14 protein-coding genes and 1 pseudogene are annotated in these 19,226 nt (G+C 66.0%); 8 read left to right on the top strand and 7 right to left on the bottom strand.

Features of this window, described 5'->3' with window-relative positions; all coding sequences use genetic code 11:
• Nucleotides 1–119: 119 nt before the first annotated feature.
• The 5 genes and pseudogenes from ASE11_RS11030 to ASE11_RS11010 form a co-directional block, all read right to left on the bottom strand.
• Nucleotides 120–1,196, bottom strand: a complete 1,077-nt coding sequence (locus ASE11_RS11030) for a branched-chain amino acid ABC transporter permease (RefSeq protein WP_056270572.1) — start codon at nucleotides 1,194–1,196, stop codon at nucleotides 120–122.
• Between the two features lie 33 nt (nucleotides 1,197–1,229).
• Nucleotides 1,230–2,159 carry a branched-chain amino acid ABC transporter permease gene (locus tag ASE11_RS11025; RefSeq protein WP_056270567.1) on the bottom strand — a complete coding sequence of 310 codons (930 nt, stop codon included), beginning with the start codon at nucleotides 2,157–2,159 and terminating at the stop codon, nucleotides 1,230–1,232.
• Between the two features lie 120 nt (nucleotides 2,160–2,279).
• Nucleotides 2,280–3,074 (bottom strand): ABC transporter ATP-binding protein, encoded by a 795-nt coding sequence (locus tag ASE11_RS11020; RefSeq protein ID WP_056270563.1) that lies wholly within the window; start codon nucleotides 3,072–3,074, stop codon nucleotides 2,280–2,282.
• A 13-nt stretch (nucleotides 3,075–3,087) separates the two neighbouring features.
• A pseudogene (locus ASE11_RS11015) lies at nucleotides 3,088–4,218 on the bottom strand (AMP-binding protein); the annotation flags it as partial.
• Nucleotide 4,219: 1 nt separating this feature from the next.
• The coding region (locus ASE11_RS11010; RefSeq protein ID WP_156406307.1) for an AMP-binding protein at nucleotides 4,220–5,152 on the bottom strand (933 nt) is incomplete at its 3' end.
• 171 nt (nucleotides 5,153–5,323) lie between these two features.
• Here ASE11_RS11010 and ASE11_RS11005 point away from each other — a divergent pair.
• From ASE11_RS11005 to ASE11_RS10995, 3 genes are read left to right on the top strand one after another with little or no spacing between them, the layout of a single operon-like run.
• The gene (locus tag ASE11_RS11005) at nucleotides 5,324–6,058 is read left to right on the top strand and encodes a Crp/Fnr family transcriptional regulator (RefSeq protein WP_056270560.1); all 735 of its coding nucleotides are present in this window, start codon (nucleotides 5,324–5,326) and stop codon (nucleotides 6,056–6,058) included.
• Nucleotides 6,059–6,065: 7 nt separating this feature from the next.
• Entirely contained in the window at nucleotides 6,066–7,271 is a 1,206-nt protein-coding gene (locus ASE11_RS26570) for a pseudouridine synthase (RefSeq protein WP_414842442.1), read from the top strand.
• A gap of 41 nt (nucleotides 7,272–7,312) precedes the next feature.
• Complete coding sequence (locus ASE11_RS10995) at nucleotides 7,313–8,584, top strand: esterase/lipase family protein (protein WP_056270556.1); 1,272 nt, start codon at nucleotides 7,313–7,315, stop codon at nucleotides 8,582–8,584.
• 6 nt (nucleotides 8,585–8,590) lie between these two features.
• On the opposite strand, the gene ASE11_RS10990 is transcribed toward ASE11_RS10995, so the two are convergent.
• Nucleotides 8,591–9,958, bottom strand: a complete 1,368-nt coding sequence (locus tag ASE11_RS10990) for an HlyD family type I secretion periplasmic adaptor subunit (RefSeq protein ID WP_056270553.1) — start codon at nucleotides 9,956–9,958, stop codon at nucleotides 8,591–8,593.
• Between the two features lie 84 nt (nucleotides 9,959–10,042).
• Nucleotides 10,043–12,109, bottom strand: a complete 2,067-nt coding sequence (locus ASE11_RS10985) for a peptidase domain-containing ABC transporter (protein WP_056270549.1) — start codon at nucleotides 12,107–12,109, stop codon at nucleotides 10,043–10,045.
• Nucleotides 12,110–12,327: 218 nt separating this feature from the next.
• Between ASE11_RS10985 and htpG the strand changes: the two genes are divergently transcribed.
• From htpG to ASE11_RS10960, 5 genes are all read left to right on the top strand, one after another.
• A complete protein-coding gene (htpG, locus tag ASE11_RS10980) occupies nucleotides 12,328–14,190 on the top strand; it encodes a molecular chaperone HtpG (RefSeq protein ID WP_056270546.1) in 1,863 nt (620 codons plus the stop codon).
• A 114-nt stretch (nucleotides 14,191–14,304) separates the two neighbouring features.
• Complete coding sequence (locus ASE11_RS10975) at nucleotides 14,305–15,735, top strand: class I SAM-dependent methyltransferase (RefSeq protein ID WP_056270543.1); 1,431 nt, start codon at nucleotides 14,305–14,307, stop codon at nucleotides 15,733–15,735.
• Nucleotides 15,728–17,053, top strand: a complete 1,326-nt coding sequence (locus ASE11_RS10970; protein WP_056270534.1) for a sensor histidine kinase — start codon at nucleotides 15,728–15,730, stop codon at nucleotides 17,051–17,053. Before ASE11_RS10975 ends, ASE11_RS10970 begins: the two co-directional genes overlap by 8 nt.
• Complete coding sequence (locus tag ASE11_RS10965) at nucleotides 17,050–18,255, top strand: hybrid sensor histidine kinase/response regulator (RefSeq protein ID WP_235501249.1); 1,206 nt, start codon at nucleotides 17,050–17,052, stop codon at nucleotides 18,253–18,255. Before ASE11_RS10970 ends, ASE11_RS10965 begins: the two co-directional genes overlap by 4 nt.
• Nucleotides 18,255–19,211, top strand: a complete 957-nt coding sequence (locus ASE11_RS10960; RefSeq protein ID WP_056270525.1) for a response regulator — start codon at nucleotides 18,255–18,257, stop codon at nucleotides 19,209–19,211. Before ASE11_RS10965 ends, ASE11_RS10960 begins: the two co-directional genes overlap by 1 nt.
• The last annotated feature ends 15 nt before the right edge of the window (nucleotides 19,212–19,226 follow it).

Raw genomic sequence — 19,226 nt, 5'->3', positions numbered from 1 at the left:
ACACAGTCAGAACCAGATTTCGCAGTTTCATTTCGTTGTCTCCTAATAAAAATCAAACACACACCAACACAAAACCCATGATGACCTTTGGATGCCGGACGGCCCGCGCCGTTCCGAACTCAGTGCGGGAAAGGCCAGAGCCGCAACTTCTGTTTGGCGATGCTCCAGAGCTTGGCCAGGCCGTGGGGCTCGACGATGAGGAACCAGACGATGAGGGCGCCGAAGACCATGAACTCGGCGTGTGAGACGGCCGCGGTGGAGATCTCCACGCCCACCAGGGAGCCCAGGGCGGGCAGGAACTGGTTCAAGAAGATGGGCAGCACGACGATGAAGGCCGCGCCGAAGAAGCTGCCCATGATGGAGCCCATGCCGCCGATGATCACCATGAAGAGCAACTGGAAGCTGCGGTCGATGGAGAAGGCCGCGGGCTCCCAGGAGCCCAGGTGCACAAAGCCCCACAGCCCCCCGGCCACGCCGATGATGAAGCTGCTCACCGCAAAGGCGCTGAGCTTGGCGTACATGGGGCGGATGCCGATGACCGCGGCGGCCACGTCCATGTCGCGGATGGCCATCCACTCGCGCCCGATGGCCGAGCGCACCAGGTTCTTGGCCAGCAGCGCAAACACCACCAGGAAGCCCAGGCAGAAGAGGTACTTCTCCATCGGGGTGTCGATGGTCCAGCCCAGCACCGAGAGGTTGGAGACCGAGACCGAGCCCGAGGCGGTGTTGTTGGTGAACCAGCCGATGCGCAGGAACGCCCAGTCGCAGAAGAACTGCGCGGCCAGCGTGGCCACGGCCAGGTACAGGCCCTTGACGCGCAGGCTGGGGATGCCGAAGAAGATGCCCACCAGCGTGGCGAAGAAGCCCCCCGAGAGCAGGGCGATGATCACGGGCATCCCCTCGATGCGCACGTAGGTGTTGTAGGCCATGTAGGCGCCCACGGCCATGAAGGCGCCCGAGCCCAGGCTGATCTGTCCGCAGTAGCCCACCAGGATGTTCACCCCCAGCGCGGCCAGCGCCAGGATCAGGAAGGGGATGAGGATGGCGCGGAACATGTACTCATCGACCAGCAGCGGCACGCCGATGAAGGCAAAGGCGATGAAGGCCAGGATGACCCAGCGGTCCTGCGCGATCGGGAAGATCTGCTGGTCGGCGCGGTAGGAGGTCTTGAATTGACCGTTCTCACGGTAGAACATGGTGCGTGCCCTTTCTTTGTTCTTGTGGTGGGGTCAGACGCGGTCGATGATCTTCTCGCCGAACAGCCCTTGCGGTCTGAACAGCAGAAACACCAGCGCGAGCACATAGGCAAACCAGATCTCGATGCCCCCGCCCACGTAGGGGCCCAGATACACCTCGGAGAGCTTCTCGCCCACGCCGATGATCAGGCCGCCGATGATGGCGCCGGGCACCGAGGTCAGACCGCCCAGGATGATCACGGGCAGGGCGCGCAGGGCCACCGTGGTGAGCGAGAACTGCACACCGAGCTTGGAGCCCCAGATGATGCCGGCCACCAGCGCGGTGATGCCGGCGACGAACCAGACGATGACCCAGATGCGGTTCAAGGGAATGCCGATGGATTGCGCGGCCTGGTGGTCATCGGCCACGGCGCGCAGGGCGCGCCCGGTGCCCGTCTTCTGGAAGAACAGCGAGAGCACGGCCACCAGCAAGGCGGCCACGCAGGCCGCGTAGACGTCTTCGAGGTTGACCAGCACGCCGCCTTCGAAGGTGTTCTCGAACAGGAAGACCGGGTCCTTGGGCATGCCCACATCGATCTGGTAGATGTCCGAGCCGAAGATGGTCTGGCCCAGGCCGTCGAGGAAGTAGGTGATGCCCAGCGTGGCCATCAGCAGCGTGACCCCCTCCTGGTTGACCAGGTGGCGCAGCACCAGGCGCTCGATCAGCCAGGCCAGCACGAACATGAGCGCACCGGCCATGACGAAGGCGATCAGGTTGCCCAGGAACTTGTCCTCGATGCCCAGCCAGAGCGGCACCCAGCCCGAGAAGCGCGCCATGGCGAGAGCCGCGAACAGCACCATGGCGCCTTGCGCGAAGTTGAAGACGCCCGAGGCCTTGTAGATGAGCACGAAGCCCAGGGCCACCAGCGAATACAGCATGCCGGCCATCAGGCCGCCGAGAAGAGCTTCAAGAAAAAACGCCATATCGAGTGCCTTTACGGCCGTTCGCCCTGAGCCTGTCGAAGGGCTCTGGCGGTGTTGGTGTGGAGGGGCTTCGACAGGCTCAGCCCGAACGGAGTTTGGGTAACGGGGTTTGGGGTCATGTCAATGACTCGTGCCGAGGTAGGCGCTGATGACTTCTTCGTTGGAGCGCACCTCTTCGGGCGTGCCGTCGCCGATCTTCTTGCCGTAGTCCAGCACCACCACGCGGTCGGAGATGTCCATCACCACGCCCATGTCGTGCTCGATGAGCACGATGGTGGTGCCGAACTCGTCGTTCACATCCAGGATGAAGCGGCTCATGTCCTGCTTCTCCTCCAGGTTCATGCCGGCCATGGGTTCGTCCAGCAGCAGCACCTGCGGCTCCATGGCCAGAGCGCGCCCCAGGTCCACGCGCTTTTGCAGGCCGTAGGGCAACTGGCCCACCGGTGTCTTGCGGTGGGCCTGGATCTCCAGGAAGTCGATGATGTGTTCGACGAACTCGCGGTTGGCCTCTTCTTCCTTCTGCGCCCCGCCGATGCCGAAGGGGTTGCGAAACGCCTGCGCAAAGATGTTGCTTTTGATGCGCAGGTTGCGCCCGGTCATGATGTTGTCGATCACGCTCATGCCCTTGAAGAGCGCGAGGTTCTGGAAGGTGCGCGCGATCCCCATCTCGGCCACCTGGCGGCTGTTCATGTGCTTGAAGGTCTGGCCCCGAAAGCTGATCGAGCCCTCTTGCGGCTGGTACACGCCGTTGATGCAGTTGAGCATGGAGCTCTTGCCCGCGCCGTTGGGCCCGATGATGGCGCGCACCTCGTGCTCGCGCACGTCAAAGCTGATGTCGGTGAGCGCCTTGACGCCACCAAAGCGCAGGCTGATGTTGTGCACGTCCAGGATGACGTCGCCGATTTTTTTGCTCATGGTGTGTGGTGCTTCAGGCGGCGGCTTTCACCGGGGCAAAGGTCTTGGCATCCCCCAGCTTCAGCGTGGCGTTGACCGAGCCGCTGCGCCCGTCCTCGAACTTCACCTGGGTCTCGATGTACTGCTCGGTCTTGCCGCCGTACAGCGCGTCCACCAGCACGGCATAACGCTCGCTGATGAAGCCGCGGCGCACCTTGTTCGTGCGGGTGAGCTCACCGTCGTCGGCGTCCAGCTCCTTGTGCAGCACCAGGAAACGGCTGATCTGGCTGCCCGCGAGCAGCTCGTCGCGCGAGAGGTCGGCGTTAACCTTCTCCACGCAGTCGCGGATGAGCTCGTAGACCTCGGGCTTTTGCGCCAGATCGGTGTAGCCGGCGTACGAGAGGTTGCGCCGCTCGGCCCAGTTGCCCACCGCCTCGAAGTCGATGTTGAGCATCACGCAGACCCGATCGCGCTTGTCGCCCAGGGCCACGGCCTCCTTGATGTACGAGAAGAACTTGAGTTTGTTCTCCACGTACTTGGGCGCGAACATGGCGCCGTCGTGCTCGCCACCCAGGATGCGGCCCACGTCCTTCACCCGGTCGATGATCTTCAGGTGCCCCGAAGCATCGATGAAGCCGGCATCACTCGTGTGGTACCAGCCGTCGGCGGTGAGCACCTCGGCGGTGGCGCTCGGGTTCTTGTAGTAGCCCTTCAAGAGGCCGGGGGACTTCACCAGGATTTCGCCGCTCTCGCTGAGCTTGATCTCCACCCCTTCGCAGGGCACGCCCACGGTGTCCGCGCGCGCTTCGTGGTCAGGCTGCAGGCAGACGAAGACGGCGGTTTCGGTGGAGCCGTAGAGCTGCTTCAGGTTGATGCCGATGGAGCGGTAGAAGGAAAAGAGATCGGGCCCGATGGCCTCACCCGCGGTATAGGCCACGCGCACGCGGCTCATGCCGAGGTTGTTCCTCAGCGGGCCGTAGACGAGCCAGTCGCCCAACTGGTACTTGATCGAATCCACCAGACCGATGGACTTGCCGTCCATGCGGGTGGGGCCCACGCGGCGCGCCACGTCCATGAAGTAATGGAACATGCCGCGCTTGAAGGCCCCGGCGTCTTCCATTCGGATCATCACGCTCGTCAAGAGCCCTTCGAACACGCGTGGCGGNGGGGCCCACGCGGCGCGCCACGTCCATGAAGTAATGGAACATGCCGCGCTTGAAGGCCCCGGCGTCTTCCATTCGGATCATCACGCTCGTCAAGAGCCCTTCGAACACGCGTGGCGGYGCGAAGTAGTAGGTCGGGCCCACTTCCTTCAGGTCGATCGTCACCGTGGCACCGGATTCGGGGCAGTTCACCACGTAGCCGGCCACCAGCCACTGGGCGTAAGAAAAGATGTTCTGACCGATCCAGGCCGGCGGCATGTAGGCCAGCACCTCGTCGGCGGGTGTGAGTTTGTCGAAGCGCGCGCCCACGTCGGCGCGGTTGATCAGCGTGTGATGGGTGTGCACCACACCCTTGGGGTTGCCCGTGGTGCCGCTGGTGAAGAACATGGCGGCCACGTCGTCGGGCTGGCCGGCGGCCACTTGCTCGCGAAACAGCTGCGGGTGCGCCTGGGCGTGCGCCTGGCCAGCGGCGATCAGCTCTTCCATGCCACCGAGGCCGGGCTGGTCGTAGTTGCGCAGGCCGCGTGGGTCGTCGTAATAGATGTGAGAGAGCTGAGGGCACTGCTCACGGATCTCCAGCATCTTGTCAACTTGCTCCTGGTCTTCCACCACGCAGAAGCGCACCTCGGCGTTGTTGATCGGGAAGACACACTCGCCGCCCACCGCGTCCTGGTAAAGCGGGATCGGAATGGCGCCGAGCGACTGCGCGGCCAGCATGGTGGCGTAGAGCCGGGGGCGGTTGGCACCGATCACGACCATGTGTTCGCCGCGCTGCAGGCCGGCCTGATGCAACCCGCAGGCCAGGGCCTCGACCAGCCGGGCCATGTTGCTCCAGCTGGTGGTCTGCCAGATGCCGTATTCCTTCTCGCGCATCGCCGGCGCGTCGGGGCGGCGCTGGGCGTGGTCCAGCAGCAGCTGGGGGAACGTCGTTTGCATATGTGTCTCCTGGGCCGGTCCGGGCCGCCGGCATTTGAATGTCTTTCACGGGACACTCATTGATGAAGCGGATCGTATGACTTCGTTTGACGTCATGTTGTCGGTACGACGACAATTGCGGGTCATCCCTCCTAGGACTTTCCCCTACGGGATTTCGCCTTTCACCCCGCCATGAACCCATTCGCCCCCCACCGTTCCGGCAGCGATCTGCGTGATCGTGCGCGCGCGCCCACCGAGGCGGAACTTGCCGAAATTCCCTGGCTGCAGCGCCTGACGCCGATCGAACGGACGCGGGCCGTGGATGCACTGGTGGTGGGTGAAGCCGACACGGGCGACATCATCTGCCGCTTTGGCCGGCCGGTGACGTACTGGTTTGGTCTGGTGGATGGGCTGCTCAAGATGAGCAACGACGATTCGCAGGGCCCGGTGGTCACCTTCACCGGTGTGGCGCCCGGTGGCTGGTTTGGCGAGGGCACGGTGCTCAAGCACGAGCAGTACCGCTACAACATCCAGGCGCTGCGCAAGAGCCGCGTGGCCGGCCTGCCGGTGGAGACGTTTGACTGGCTGCTGGACCACTCGATCGGCTTCAACCGTTTCGTGATGCACCAGCTCAACGAGCGCCTGGGCCAGTTCATCGCCGCGCGCGAGATCGACCGCTTGGGCAGCCCCGATTTGCGCGTGGCCCGCAATCTGGCCGCGCTGTTCCACCCGCTGCTCTCGCCCAACGTGGGCGGCATCCTGCGCATCACGCAGCAGGAACTGGCGTACCTTGTGGGCCTGTCGCGCCAGCGCACCAACGAAGCGCTGACCACGCTGGCGGCCAAGGGCTGGATCTGCGTGGAATACGGTGGTTTGCGCGTGCTCGATCTCGCGGCGCTGCGCTCGGGCCAGCTCGATGAAGGATGATCGACCCATGACAACCGACAAACCCGCCCGCACGCTCAAGCTCAACCCGGGCGCAGTTCAGAAAAAACCCGCTGACCCGTTCGCACCTCGCCGCGCCCCGGTGCGCCCGCCCGGCCCGGCCCGGGCCAAGAGTGTGTCGGCCTCGGCACCCAAGCCGCCGCGTGAGCCGTCGCCGGGCTTCGGCGCAAAGCGCGCCGGCCCCGAAGGCGATCGCACCGAGCGCCAGCGCTACGGGGCAGACGGTCCACGTTCAGGCCCCGCAAATGCCCCGCGCGGTGATGACCGCGGCTGGAACGAGCGCCCGGCGCCGCGCCGCAGCGACGACCGCGTGGGGCCAGGTGACCGTCCGCAGCGCGGCCCGTCCGCCGCACCGCGCCCGCCCCAACCCCACCGGCCCGACCTCGCCCGCGTGGGCAACGTGCGTGGTGAAGTCCGCCTCAACAAACGCATGGCTGACCTGGGTCTGTGCTCGCGCCGCGAGGCCGACGAGTGGATCGCGCGCGGCTGGGTGCTGGTCAACGGAGAACCGGCGGTCATGGGCATGCCCGTGGCGCCCGACGCGCAAGTGGAGGTGCTGCCCCAGGCGCGCCACCAGCAGGCCGGGCAGGTCACCATCCTGTTGAACAAGCCGGTGGGCTACGTGAGCGGGCAGCCTGAAGACGGTCACGAGGCGGCCGCCACGCTGATCGGCGCGCCCAGCCAGTGGCGCGGTGACGCCAAGACGCCGGCCGATGGCCGCCGCTTCGCGCCCGAGCACACGCGCGGCCTGGCCCCCGCCGGGCGGCTTGACATCGACTCCACCGGCCTGCTCGTGCTCACGCAGGACGGGCGTGTGGCGCGCACGCTGATCGGTGAGAGCAGCGGTGTGGAGAAGGAATACCTGGTGCGCGTGCAGTTCGCGCCCAACGGCCCGATGGGGGCGGGCGTGATCGCGGAGAACGTGCAGGCGATCTTTCCGCCGCATCAGCTGGCCCGGTTGCGCCACGGCCTGAGCCTGGACGACCAGCCCCTCAAGCCCGCGCAGGTGGACTGGCAAAACCCCGAGCAGCTGCGCTTTGTGCTGATCGAAGGCAAGAAGCGCCAGATTCGCCGCATGTGCGAGCAGGTGGGACTGCACGTGGTGGGCCTTAAGCGCGTGCGTATCGGTAAGGTCGTATTGGGGAATCTTCCGGTGGGGCAGTGGCGTTTCCTCGGGGCCGACGAGCGGTTCTAGGGTATTGCCAGCGTGCCCGGTGTGCACGGCCACAATGCCCCATGACCCGCGCCAAACCCTCCGCCACCCGCCAGGCCCTGCTGCGCCACCTGCGGCCCTCTGACCTGCAAGCTGCGGTGCGGCTGGCCACGCAGGCCACCACGGGCGTGATCGGCATTGCCGAAGGAGTGCACCAGTCGGTGCGCCGCAAGATGGGTCTGTCGGCCGGCGCCGAGCTGGGTCGCACCGGTGGCCTCACGGGGCAGATCTACCGCGGCATCCGCGGCGTCACAGAGATGGTTGGCCACGGGCTGGACGGGGCGCTCTCGACCCTGCTGCCCCTGCTGAACGACCCTTCGACCCACCCCGAACCCTCCCCAGGCCGCGAAGCCGTGCTGGCCGCGCTCAACGGCGTCTTGGGGGACCGCCTGCTGGCGCAGAACAATCCGCTGGCCCAACGCATGGAATTGAGGCTGGCCGGGCAGACCCTGCCCATGGACCGGCCCACCCATCTGCGAGAAAGATTGGTGGCCGCCTCACCCCACCTGCTGCTGCTCGTGCATGGCCTGTGCATGAACGACACGCAATGGCAACGCAGCGGCCACGACCACGGCGCCTTCCTGGCGCAAAAGCTGGGCTGCACGCCGGTGTACGTGCGCTACAACAGCGGCCTGCACACCTCCATCAATGGCCGTGAACTGGCTGGGCAGCTCGAGCGACTGGTGGCCCAGTGGCCCGCGATCGAATCCATCACCGTGCTGTGCCACAGCATGGGCGGGCTGCTGGCGCGAGCGGCCGTGTTCTATGGCCGACAGATGGGCCACCACTGGCCGGCCCAACTCAAGCACCTGGTATTTCTGGGCACACCGCACCACGGCGCGCCGCTGGAGCGCGCCGGTCACGGGGTGGACGTGTTGCTCGCCGCCTCGCCCTTCACCCTGCCGTTCACCCGGCTGGGCATGCTGCGCAGCGCCGGCATCACCGACCTGCGCCACGGCCATGTGGTGGATGACGATTGGCAGGGGCGCGGCCGGTTTGAATCCCCCCACGATCACCGCGTGCCATTGCCTTTGCCCGAGGGCGTGGCCTGCTTCACTGTGGCCGCCACGCTCGCGCCACAGCGCGGCCTGCTGGCCGACCGCCTTACCGGTGACGGCCTGGTGCCGTTGCGCAGTGCCCTGGGCCAGCACGATGAAGCTGCGCGCCGGCTGGTGTTTGCCAAGGACAGCCAGCGCACGGTCTACCGCACCGGCCACCTGGAGCTGCTCTCCAGCCCAGTGGTGGCGCAACAGCTGGTGCAGTGGCTGGCGCCTGTGGCCGTGGAGGTCGACTGAGGTGCCTCAACGCTCGCGCCCGGCCTCATGCCAGGCGCGCTGCACCGGTGAGAGCAGGTACTCCATCACCGTGCGCTGGCCAAGCAGGATCTCGGCCTGCGCCTGCATGCCGGCGGTGAGCGTGTGGCGCCTCTCGTCACGCACCAGCTCGGCCTCACGCAGCGTGACGGTTGCCTTGTAGCGAGGCGGCGGGTTGCCCGCTTGGGCGGCGGCTCGGCCGGGCTCCTCGACCTGCGCATCGGCGTTGACCCACTGCACCTCGCCGTGCGCCATGCCGTACTTCTGAAACGGATAGGCCGCGAACTTGAGCTTGACCGGCTGACCCGGCCGAACAAAGCCGATGTCGTCGTTGGACACCCACACCTCCACCTTCAGTGGCGCCTGCTGCGGCACCAGCGTGGCCAACACGGTGCCGGGCTGCACCACCGTGCCCACGGTGTGGGTGGCCAGCTCCTTCACGATGCCTTCGTGCGGCGCGCGCAGTTCCATGAGGGCGTGGCGATGCTGTTGTTTCTGCCAGTCGGCCTCCAGCCGCTCGAGCTGTGACCGTGTTTCGGCGCGCTCGCTGTGCAGGCGCTGGCGGTGTTCGGCCCGGATCTGTTCGAGCTTCTTCACCGACTGGTCGATGCTCGCGCGTGCCGAGGCAATCACGTGCTGCTGGGTGGCAAGTTCCTGTTCCTTCTCGATGCGTTCGCGGCGTTTGTCGCTGACCATGAGCCGGCCGGTGAAGCCCTGGTCGGCGAGTTGCGCGTAGGCCGTTTCCTGGGCCTGGAAGTGGGGCATCACCGCTTGCAGCCGCTGGCTCTGCTGCTGCGCGGCGGCCAGCTCTTGCTGCGCCTTGAGCATGCGGCTGCGCTCTTCGGCCAGGGCGCTGGCCAGCGCGGCCTGGTTGGCCTGCTGTTGTGCGGTGGCTTCCTGCGCCAGGGGAGGCGGGTCGTCCGGGGTGATACGCAGAGCCTGCTCGGCCAGCTCGGCGTCCAGGCGGCGCAGCGCCAGGCGTTTGCGCCAGCGCTCGGTGCCCAGGGCGTTCAGGTCGGCCTCGGTGCTCAGGGCGTCCATGCGCATGAGCACCTGGTCCTGGTGCACCGTTTGTCCTTCGCGCACCAGGATCTCGCTGACGATGCCGGCCTCGGAGGGCTGCACGATCTTGAGGTAGTCCTGCGGCACCAGCTTGCCTTCGGCCACGGCCACGATGTCGAGCCGGCCCAGCGTGGCCCAGATGAAGAGGAACACCAGCAGCGCCAGCAGGCACCACAACACGCGCCGGCCGATGGGCGAGGGCGCCTGCTGCTGCAGGCGGATCAGAGGTGGGTGGAAGGCGAGGTGGGCGGGGTGGGTGGATGTGGATTTGGAGGCAGCGGGCGCTTCTGTCATGGCTTGTTCTTGTTGTGTGGATCGCAAGGCAGGCAAAGCTGCGGCGACCCGAACGGTGCGCCCGGGTCGCCGCAGTGGCCTGCATCAGGCTGCCAGGCTGGCCAGGCCCTCCTTGAGCCCGTTGAAGCCGACCAGGTGCGTGCCGGAGCCCACGCTCAATCCCACGGCGCTGGCGCCTGAGGCGCCCGCCTGCCCAGCGCCCGCGCTCAAGCCGGCCAGCCCGTGGCCTGCGCCCCAGGCCGGGTCGCTCCACAAGTCACCGACATTGCGCTCGGCGTCCAGTTGTTCGATGACGTCGTGGATCTCGGCCGCGCGGCAGGCGGCCACGGCGTCTTCAAACCGGGCGTGGGGGTGCGCCATCAGCAGGTTGTCGAGCACCGAGCCAGAGAACAGCACCGTCTCTTGCGGCACCACGCCAAAGTGCGCGCGCAGTTCGTTGGCGGCCAGGTGGCGGATGTCGCGGCCGTCGATGGTGATGCGGCCTTGCTCGGGCAAATGAAAGCCCAGCAGCAGCTTGGCCAGCGTGCTCTTGCCGCAGCCCGAGGGGCCCATGAGCACGGTGAGTTGCCCGGGCGGCAGCGTGAGGCTCAGGCCCTGGTACAGCCAGGGGTGGCGTTCGCTGTACCGAAAACCCAGGCCCTGCACCTCGATGGCGCCTGTGCCGCCCGGGGCGCGCTGCGGCACCAGGCTCACCGGTTCGGTGGGCATGTCCAGCACGTCGGCCAGGCGTTTCACGGCGATGCTGGCTTGCTGAAACTCCTGCCACAGGCCCACCAGCCGCATCAGTGGCTGGCTCAGGCGGCTGGCGAACATCTGGAACGCGACCAGCATGCCCACGGTGAAGTTGCTGTCGTGCATCACCGTCCAGGCGCCCACGATCAGGATGGCCAGTGTCATGGTCTGCTCCAGCGCCGAGGCGCTCACCTGGTAGGTGTTGCCCACCTGGCGCGTGGCAAAGCCGGCCTGCAGGTACTGCGCCAAGTAGGTGCCGTAGCGCTTGTCCACGTCGGGCTCCATCTGCAGCGCCTTCACCGTGGCCATGCCCGATAGGTATTCGGTCAAAAACGCCTGGTTGCGCGCGCCCAGCAGAAACTGGCGGTCCAGCCGCTGGCGAAACACCGGCACCATGACCAGGCTCACCCCAACGATGAGCAGCAGCAGGCCCAGCGCCACCAGCGAGAGTACCCTGCTGTACCAGAACATCACCGCCAGAAAGATGAACAGGAAGGGCAGGTCCAGCAGCAGCGTGACGGCCGCGCCCGAGACGAACTCGCGCAGCGTCTCCACACCTTGTAGCCGCGCCACCAGCGTGCCGGTGGGGCGGGCTTCGAAGTAGGGCAGGGGCAGGCGCAGCAGGTGTCGCATCACCTGTTCGCCCAGCACCGCGTCCATGCGGCTGCCGGTGTGCAGCACCAGGTATTGGCGCAGCCAGGTCATGGTGCTGGTGAACAGCATGAACACCACCAGCGCCACACCCAGCACCCACAGCGTGCTCACGCTGTGGTGAGCGATCACCTTGTCGATGATCACCTGGGTGAACAGCGGCGTGGCCAGCCCCACCAGCTGGATGGCCAGGCTGGCCAGCAGCACGTCGCGCCACAGTTGGCGGTGGCGCTGCAGTTCGGGGATGAACCAGGCAAAACCGAAGGCCGGGCGCTTGCCCGGGCTCGCCGTGCTGCCGTGGGGCACATCGTCTTGCGTGCTGCCGTCTTCGTCGGGTCCTGCCGGGGCAGCGGGTTCTTGTGGGGCGCAGAGCAAGAGCCATGGTTCGACTTCGTTGCTCAGGGCATGCAGGTCGTCGATTTCACCTGGAGCTTCACCCGGGCGGAACAGGCCCAGTTGGCCGTCGCCGCGGCGGGCCACCAGGAGTGGCGGGCCAGCGCTGTCGGGCGGGGTGCCGCGCGCAAAGGCCACGGCGGGCATCGGTGGGGGTGCTTGCGCGCCATCGGGCCAGGGAACCGTCTGGGCCTTGAGCCCGAGCCCGGCCAGGGCTTCGATCAGTGTGGGCAGGTCCCAGGGCGGGGCATAGCGCTTGATCAGCAGTTCGGCATCAAAGGGCTTGCGGTGCAGGCCGGCCAGGCTGCCGATCAGCCAGACGGCGGCCTCCGTGCTCAGGGCGTGTGTGAGCCCCACATCGTGGTGCGATGACAAATCCGGTTCCTCCCTCTTGGCTTGTTCTTGGCGCAAGACCGCAAGAGGCTAGGGGGGCGAGGGGGTGCGGGAAATACCACCGATGCAGTAATTGGAGGCAGTCGTGTTCGAATGCTGGAAGTGGCCCGGCGCTTGAAAAAGCCGCAGCCGCCCATAATTCCGCCTCGCGAGCGCTCCCGCCACGGGAGTCCCCCCTGTCTTTTTTCCAACGAACTCCCATGAGCAAACAAACCCTGTCGTTCCAGGCCGAAGTGGCGCAGCTGCTGCACCTGGTCACCCATTCGCTGTACTCCAACCCCGACATCTTTTTGCGCGAGCTGGTTTCCAACGCATCGGACGCCTGCGACAAGCTGCGGTTCGAGGGCCTGAACAACGCCGCCTTGTTCGAAGACGCGCCCAACCTGGACGTGCGCGTGGCTTTCGACACCGAGGCACGCACCATCACCATCACCGACAACGGCATCGGCATGAGCGCGCAGGAGGCGATTGACCACCTGGGCACCATTGCCAAGAGTGGCACCAAAGACTTCATGAGCCACCTCAGTGGCGACCAGAAGCAGGACGCCCAGCTCATCGGCCAGTTCGGCGTGGGCTTCTATTCGGGCTTCATCGTGGCCGACAAGATCACCGTGGAGTCGCGCCGCGCCGGCCTGCCCGCCGCTGAAGGCGTGCGCTGGACCAGCGGCGGCACTGGCGACTTTGAAGTCGAAACCATCGAGCGCGCCGCGAGCGGTACCAGCGTCACGCTGCACTTGCGTGACGACGCTGGCGACTACCTCGATCGCTGGAAACTCAAGTCCATCATCGGCAAGTACTCGGACCACATCAGCCTGCCCATCCTGATGCAGAAGGAAGAGTGGGACGCCGAGAAGAGTGCCTATGTGAAGCAGGACGAGTGGGAAGCGGTGAACTCGGCCAATGCGCTGTGGGCGCGCAGCAAGAAGGACATCAGCGACGAGCAGTACGCCGAGTTCTACAAGAACCTGAGCTACGACACCCAGGCCCCGCTGGCCTGGAGCCACAACCGGGTGGAAGGCAGCACCGAGTACACCCAGCTGCTCTACATCCCGGCCAAGGCGCCGCAAGACCTCTGGAACCGCGACCGCAAGGCCGGCATCAAGCTGTATGTGAAGCGCGTCTTCATCATGGACGAGGCCGAAGCGCTGATGCCCTCGTACCTGCGCTGGGTCAAGGGTGTGGTGGACTCGGCCGACCTGCCGCTCAACGTGAGCCGCGAGCTGCTGCAAGAGAGCCGCGACGTGAAGGCGATCCGAGAAGGCAACACACGCCGTGTGCTGGCCATGCTGGACGACATGAGCAAGGATGCGGAGAAGTACACCGGTTTCTACGCCGAGTTCGGTTCGGTGCTGAAAGAGGGCCTGGGCGAGGACTTCGCCAACCGCGACAAGCTGGCCAAGCTGCTGCGCTTTGCCAGCACGCAGGACTCGGATCTGGTCTCCCTGGCCGACTACAAGGCCCGCATGAAGGAAGGCCAGGCCACGATCTACTTCATCACCGCCGACAACCTCGCTGCCGCGAAGAACAGCCCGCAACTGGAGGTGTTCCGCAAGAAGGGCATCGAGGTGCTGCTCATGACCGATCGTGTGGACGAGTGGGCACTGAGTTTCCTCAACGAGTTCGAGGGCACGCCGCTTCAGAGCGTGGCCAAGGGCGCGGTGGACCTGGGCTCGCTGCAGGACGAAAAGGAAAAGAAAGCCGCCGAGGCCGCAGCCGAGGTGTTCAAACCCGTGCTGGATCGCCTGAAGGAAACCCTGAAAGACAAGGCCAAGGACGTGCGCGTGACCTCGCGCCTGGTGGATTCACCGGCCTGCCTGGTGGTGGAAGACGGCGATCTGTCGACTCAGTTGGCGCGCATGCTCAAGCAGGCCGGCCAGCCGGCGCCCGATGTGAAGCCCATCCTGGAAGTGAACGCCGAACATGCGCTGGTGAAGAAACTGGAGAGCAGCGAACACTTCGACGATCTGGCCCACATCCTGTTTGACCAGGCTTTGCTGGCCGAAGGCGGGCTGCCGGATGATCCGGCGGCGTATGTCAAGCGTGTGAATGCCCTGTTGATTTGATTGAAAGATCGGGGTGCGCAGGTCACGCGCGCGGTTGACTACACTGTGCCCCGGGGGGTTTCCTCGGGAACAGGGCAATGCACCTGTTCCCCCACGCACTCAAACACTCACACCGTGTACCTTCAGCGCCCATTCGACCACGTCGTCACCTTTCGCAATAGCCAGGGAGAGAGTGCCCGCGGCACCCTGACCAGCCTGCAGCGCCGCTCGCTGGTGATGGAGATCTACAACCCGTACTCCATCGTGCAGGTCAGCGAGGTGCTCAGCGAGCTGACCATCCGCTCAGGCGACCGCATCATCTACAAGGGCAAGGCGGTGGTGGTGAGCCTGCTCAACACCGGCCTGATGGCGGTGGTGTCGGTGGCGCTGATTGACGAGTGGTCCGATCTGAACGCCATCCGCGGCGATGTGCGCCAGGTGCGCGACGAGGCGAGCCGCTTCGTCGCCGACTGGGAGTCGCGCTTCAAGATCAAGCAGAGTTACCAGGTCACCATCAGCGAGTTCCGGGCCTTCCTGGCGGAGACCGCGCGCTGGATCGACCAGGCCGACATGGTCGACTCGCTCCCGCGCGACAGCAGCGGGCGCCTGGCCGACGATGTGTTCGAGGCCATCGCCGAGCCCTTGATGATCAAAGGCAAAGAGTTCCTGGTGCGTCTGGAGGACGAGGCTTCGCGCCTGCCCGAAGAGGATTCGCTGCTGCACCGCGCCTATGCCCAGACCGCGCTGCACCCGCTGCTGCTGCGCGCGCCCTTTGTCTACCGCACCTTCGCCAAACCGCTGGGCTACGCCGGCGACTACGAGATGGTCAACCAGATCCTGGGCGACCCGCGCCAGGGCGGCTCGACCTACATCCAGTTGATCAATGCGATGTTTCTGAAGGCGGCGGTGGCCGTGGCGCACCGCAACCGCATCGACATCCTGGTGGATTTCCTGAAGAAGGCGGCGGACAATGCGGCCGCGCAGGAGCGCGTGATCCGGGTGCTCAACGTGGGCTGTGGCCCCGGGGTGGAAATCCAGAAGCTGATTGCCAGCGGTGCGGACCTCTCGCGCCTGAAGTTCACCCTGATCGATTTCAGCCTGGAGACGCTGAAGTACACGCAGCAGAAGATCGAAGAGACCGCGTCCGCGCACCGGGTGAAGGTCGATGTGACCTATGTGCAGGAGTCGGTGCACGAACTGCTCAAGCGCGCCACGCGCGACACCGCGCCGGCGGATGGTGAAGGTTTCGACACCATCTACTGCGCCGGCCTGTTCGACTATCTGTCGGACAAGGTGTGCTCGCGCCTGATCCGCTACTTCATGTCACGCAGCAACCCTGGCGCCCACCTGCTGGTGACCAACGTGCATTCGGACAACCCGGAGCGCTTTGGCATGGAGCACCTGCTGGAGTGGCACCTGATCTACCGCGACGAGGCGCAGATGCGCGTCGTGCTGGAAGAGGTCGATGCGCCGGTGACGCTCTACACCGATCCCACCGGGGTGAACATCTTTGCGGAGCTGGTGGTCAACGCGCGCCTGAAAGCGATGGCGCTTGAAAATGGTTAGCCGGTCGAGTTCGCCTTACGAGCAGCAGCTCTCGGACTTCCGGCTCACCTACAGCAAGGCGGGGAGCATCACCTCCATCGTGCTGGTGCTGGCCGGCTTTGGCCTCGACTATTTTTCGTACCCGGACCGGCTGCTGGAGTTTTCGCTGCTGCGCGTCCTGGTGGCGGTGCTGACCCTGGGTGTGTTCGGGGTGCTGTTCACGCCCTTCGGGCGCCAACATGTGCGCGCGCTCACCATGCTGTGGCTGCTGCTGCCGCAGGTCATGATCGCCTTCATGATCTTCGACACCGATGGAGCCCAGTCGATTTACTTCGTGGGGCTTCACCTGGCGCTCTACGCGGTGGGCATCATCCTGCCCATCAGCTTCTTCGAGGGAGTGGGCTTCGGGGCGCTCACGCTGGGCCTGTATTTGGCAGCCTGTGTGATGCACTCCGGGGCCAGCGAGGACTCCTCTCGGCTGGTGACGAACTCACTGTTCATCCTGTTCTCTGCCGCCGCCAGCGCGGTGTGCACCTGGTTCAACGAGAAGGCTCGCATCCGTTTGTTCTCTCTTCAGCACGAGGTGTCGGAAAAGAACGCCTCGCTGCGTGAGATCAACACCACGTTGGCCGAAGTCAAGGGCCAGCTGATCCAGCGCGAGAAGATGGCCGCGATCGGCACGCTCTCAGCCGGCCTGCTGCACGAGCTCAACAACCCGGTGAACTACAGCCTGATGGCGATCGACATGGGCCTGACCTGCCCGGGTGTGGAGAGCGACGCCATGCTCAAGGAAAGCCTGGGCGATGCGCGCGAGGGCATGCAGCGCATCCAGAACATCGTCTCTGATCTGAAGACGTTCGCTTACCAGAAGCCGGGTCAGGACGCCCAGCGTCCCTTCCTGCTGGGCAATGCGTTGCGCTCGGCCCTGCGGCTGGCCGGCTACGAACTCAAGGGCATCGACGTGCCGGTGGAGTTGCCGCAGGACACACACGTGCTGGGCGATGAGCCCGCCATCATCGGTGTGTTGATCAACCTGCTGAGCAATGCCGCGCATGCCCTGCAGGCGGCGCGGCGCGAACAGCCGCAGATCGCCGTGACAATGGTCTCGCGCGAGCAGCGCCTGTTTGTCTCGGTGCGCGACAACGGTACGGGCATTGCGCCCGACAACGTGGGCCGCGTGTTCGAGCCGTTCTTCACCACGCGCGATGTGGGCGCTGGCCTCGGACTGGGCTTGAGTGTGAGCTACGGCATCGTGCAGCGCCACGGCGGCACCCTGGCGGTGGAGAGCGAGCTGGGCGCCTGGACCGAATTCACCTTTGATTTGCCGAGGCCCTCATGAACATGCAAGACCCCGGTACCTTGCGAGTCCCCCAGGGACCACACGCCATCCTGATGGTGGACGACGAGCCGCAGGCCTGCAAATGGTTTGCCCGCCTGTACGGAAGCGAATTCACCGTGTTGACCGCCGCCAGCGTGGAAGAGGCGCTGGCCTTGCTGGGCGAGCGCGGCCACGAGGTGGCGGTGCTGCTCACCGACTACGCGATGCCGACGCGCGACGGCGTGGCTTTGCTCAGCGAGGTGCGGCGGCTTTATCCGCACGTGGCGCGATTGTTGGTGTCTGCCTATGCCGACAAGGACGTGGCCATGTCGGCCGTGAACCAGGGCCATGTGGAGAAGATTCTCGAGAAGCCCCTGGACGACGCGATCACCCGCCAGGCCTTGCGTGAGGCGCTGGAGTCCAGCGTGCGCCGCACACGCGACCAGACGCTGATCGCGCGGCGCGAGTCGGCCTTGCGCGAGACCTTGGGCTTTCTGGCCCACGAAGTCACTTCACCACTGGCCACGGTGCGTGGCTATCTGTCGGCCATGCGCGAGAACCACCGCGCCAGCCCCGAGAGCACCGATGGCATGGCCTACATTGCCCAGCAGAAACCGGGTGACGTGCTGTTCATGATCGAGGCCGCGCAAAGGCGCGCAGAGTATGCGCAGTCACTGGTATCCACCTTTGTGCAGACCGCGCGAGACGCCAGCCGGGGCGATACCTCGGCCAGCCTGCGCGCCAGCGAACTCGTGCGCGCGGTGCAGGAGGAGTACCCCTTTGAAGCCGCCGAGGCCGACTGGCTGTCGGCGGAACTGGCGCCCGACTTCACCTTGCCCGGTCGACGCGACCTGCTCTACCTTGTGCTGTGCACCCTGGTCAAAAACGCCTTGATCGCCCTGCGCGCGCAGCCGCCGGAGCGCCCCGAGGTGCGCATTGCGCTGGTTCGTGTGGCCATGCTGCCTGGCCTGAGCCCACAGTCGGCTTTGCGTGTGACCGACAACGGCCCCGGCATCCCGCCCGAGGTGCTCAATCGCCTCACGCGGGAGCCCGTGACCACACGCGCCGAGAGTGGCGGCAGCGGCATGGGCCTGCTGTTCTGCCAGCGCGTGATGACCACCCTGGGCGGTGACATCGCCGTGCAATCCACCCTGGGCCAGGGCACGACCGTGACCCTTTATTTCCCACCGTCGCCTGACGACACCCCGGTCGAGGAGACCTGATGACACCAACAAAAATTCTCTATGTGGATGACGAGGCCATGGCGCTGAAGTATTTCGAGCGCCTGGTCAGCCCGTTGGCGCCCGTGCTGACCGCCGGCTCGGTGGAAGAAGGCCGCGCGGTCTTGCTGGCGCACGGTGCCGACGTGGCCGTGCTGGTGTGCGACCAGCGCATGCCCGGCGAGCGCGGCAACGAGCTGCTGCGCCACGCCCGCGAGTACTACCCCGGCATCGTGCGCATGTTGACCACGGCCTATTCGGAGCTGGGGGATGCCATCGAGGCGATCAACACCGGCGAGATTTACCGCTACATCAACAAGCCCTGGGAGCTGGAGAGCCTGCGCGCCGACCTGAAGAACGCACTGGAGCTTGCGGTGCTGCGCAGCGAACGCGACAGCCTGATGCGCGACAGGCTGCTGGCCCAACAGAGCCGCCTGCTGGCGAACCGCCTCGCCGCCTTGCTCATGGTGGGTTCGGCCGTGTACGCCGACGGTCATGAGCAGGCGCTTTACCGCTATGCCGAAGCGGCGCGGGTGGTGGGTGGGGCTGAACCCATGGTGGACTGGAACCGCTGGGACCACGCGGATCTGCTGCAGGCCGAGGCACTGCGCGGCGCGGCCATCGCGACGCACCTGCGCGATGCCCTGCTGGTGCTGGGCCCTCGGGGCGATGCGGGCGACGCCTTGTCGGCGCTGGCGCGCTCGATTGGCGGCGAGGTCAGTGGCGACGGGGTGTTGGTGGCCAACGCCACCGTGTTCACCGCGCTGCTGGTGTCGCCCGCGGGTGAGACGCCCACCGCGCCGCAATGCGCCTGGCTGGCGTGGTTGCTGTGGCAGGCCGGCCAGGCCCGAGTGACGCCCGCGCAAGGGGGCTGGATGGTGCGCCCCGCCGCGCCGGATGTGCTGCGCGGGGACTGGCTGGCCGATGCGATGGAGCGGCTGGGGAAAGACCCGGCTTGAAACCGGCTCGTCGGA

The sequence above is a fragment of the Hydrogenophaga sp. Root209 genome (assembly GCF_001428625.1).
Lineage (GTDB): Bacteria > Pseudomonadota > Gammaproteobacteria > Burkholderiales > Burkholderiaceae_C > Hydrogenophaga.
Note: the sequence above shows the minus strand (reverse complement) of the source record. Positions and strands in the feature narration are given on the sequence as shown.

Coding starts and splice junctions, on each gene's coding strand:
- ASE11_RS11020 (WP_056270563.1), bottom strand. CDS start 3,074: ATGAGCAAAAAAATCGGCGACGTCATCCTGGACGTGCACAACATCAGC.
- ASE11_RS11025 (WP_056270567.1), bottom strand. CDS start 2,159: ATGGCGTTTTTTCTTGAAGCTCTTCTCGGCGGCCTGATGGCCGGCATG.
- ASE11_RS10970 (WP_056270534.1), top strand. CDS start 15,728: ATGGTTAGCCGGTCGAGTTCGCCTTACGAGCAGCAGCTCTCGGACTTC.
- ASE11_RS10965 (WP_235501249.1), top strand. CDS start 17,050: ATGAACATGCAAGACCCCGGTACCTTGCGAGTCCCCCAGGGACCACAC.
- ASE11_RS10995 (WP_056270556.1), top strand. CDS start 7,313: ATGACCCGCGCCAAACCCTCCGCCACCCGCCAGGCCCTGCTGCGCCAC.
- ASE11_RS11005 (WP_056270560.1), top strand. CDS start 5,324: ATGAACCCATTCGCCCCCCACCGTTCCGGCAGCGATCTGCGTGATCGT.
- ASE11_RS10960 (WP_056270525.1), top strand. CDS start 18,255: ATGACACCAACAAAAATTCTCTATGTGGATGACGAGGCCATGGCGCTG.
- ASE11_RS10990 (WP_056270553.1), bottom strand. CDS start 9,958: ATGACAGAAGCGCCCGCTGCCTCCAAATCCACATCCACCCACCCCGCC.
- htpG (WP_056270546.1), top strand. CDS start 12,328: ATGAGCAAACAAACCCTGTCGTTCCAGGCCGAAGTGGCGCAGCTGCTG.
- ASE11_RS11030 (WP_056270572.1), bottom strand. CDS start 1,196: ATGTTCTACCGTGAGAACGGTCAATTCAAGACCTCCTACCGCGCCGAC.
- ASE11_RS26570 (WP_414842442.1), top strand. CDS start 6,066: ATGACAACCGACAAACCCGCCCGCACGCTCAAGCTCAACCCGGGCGCA.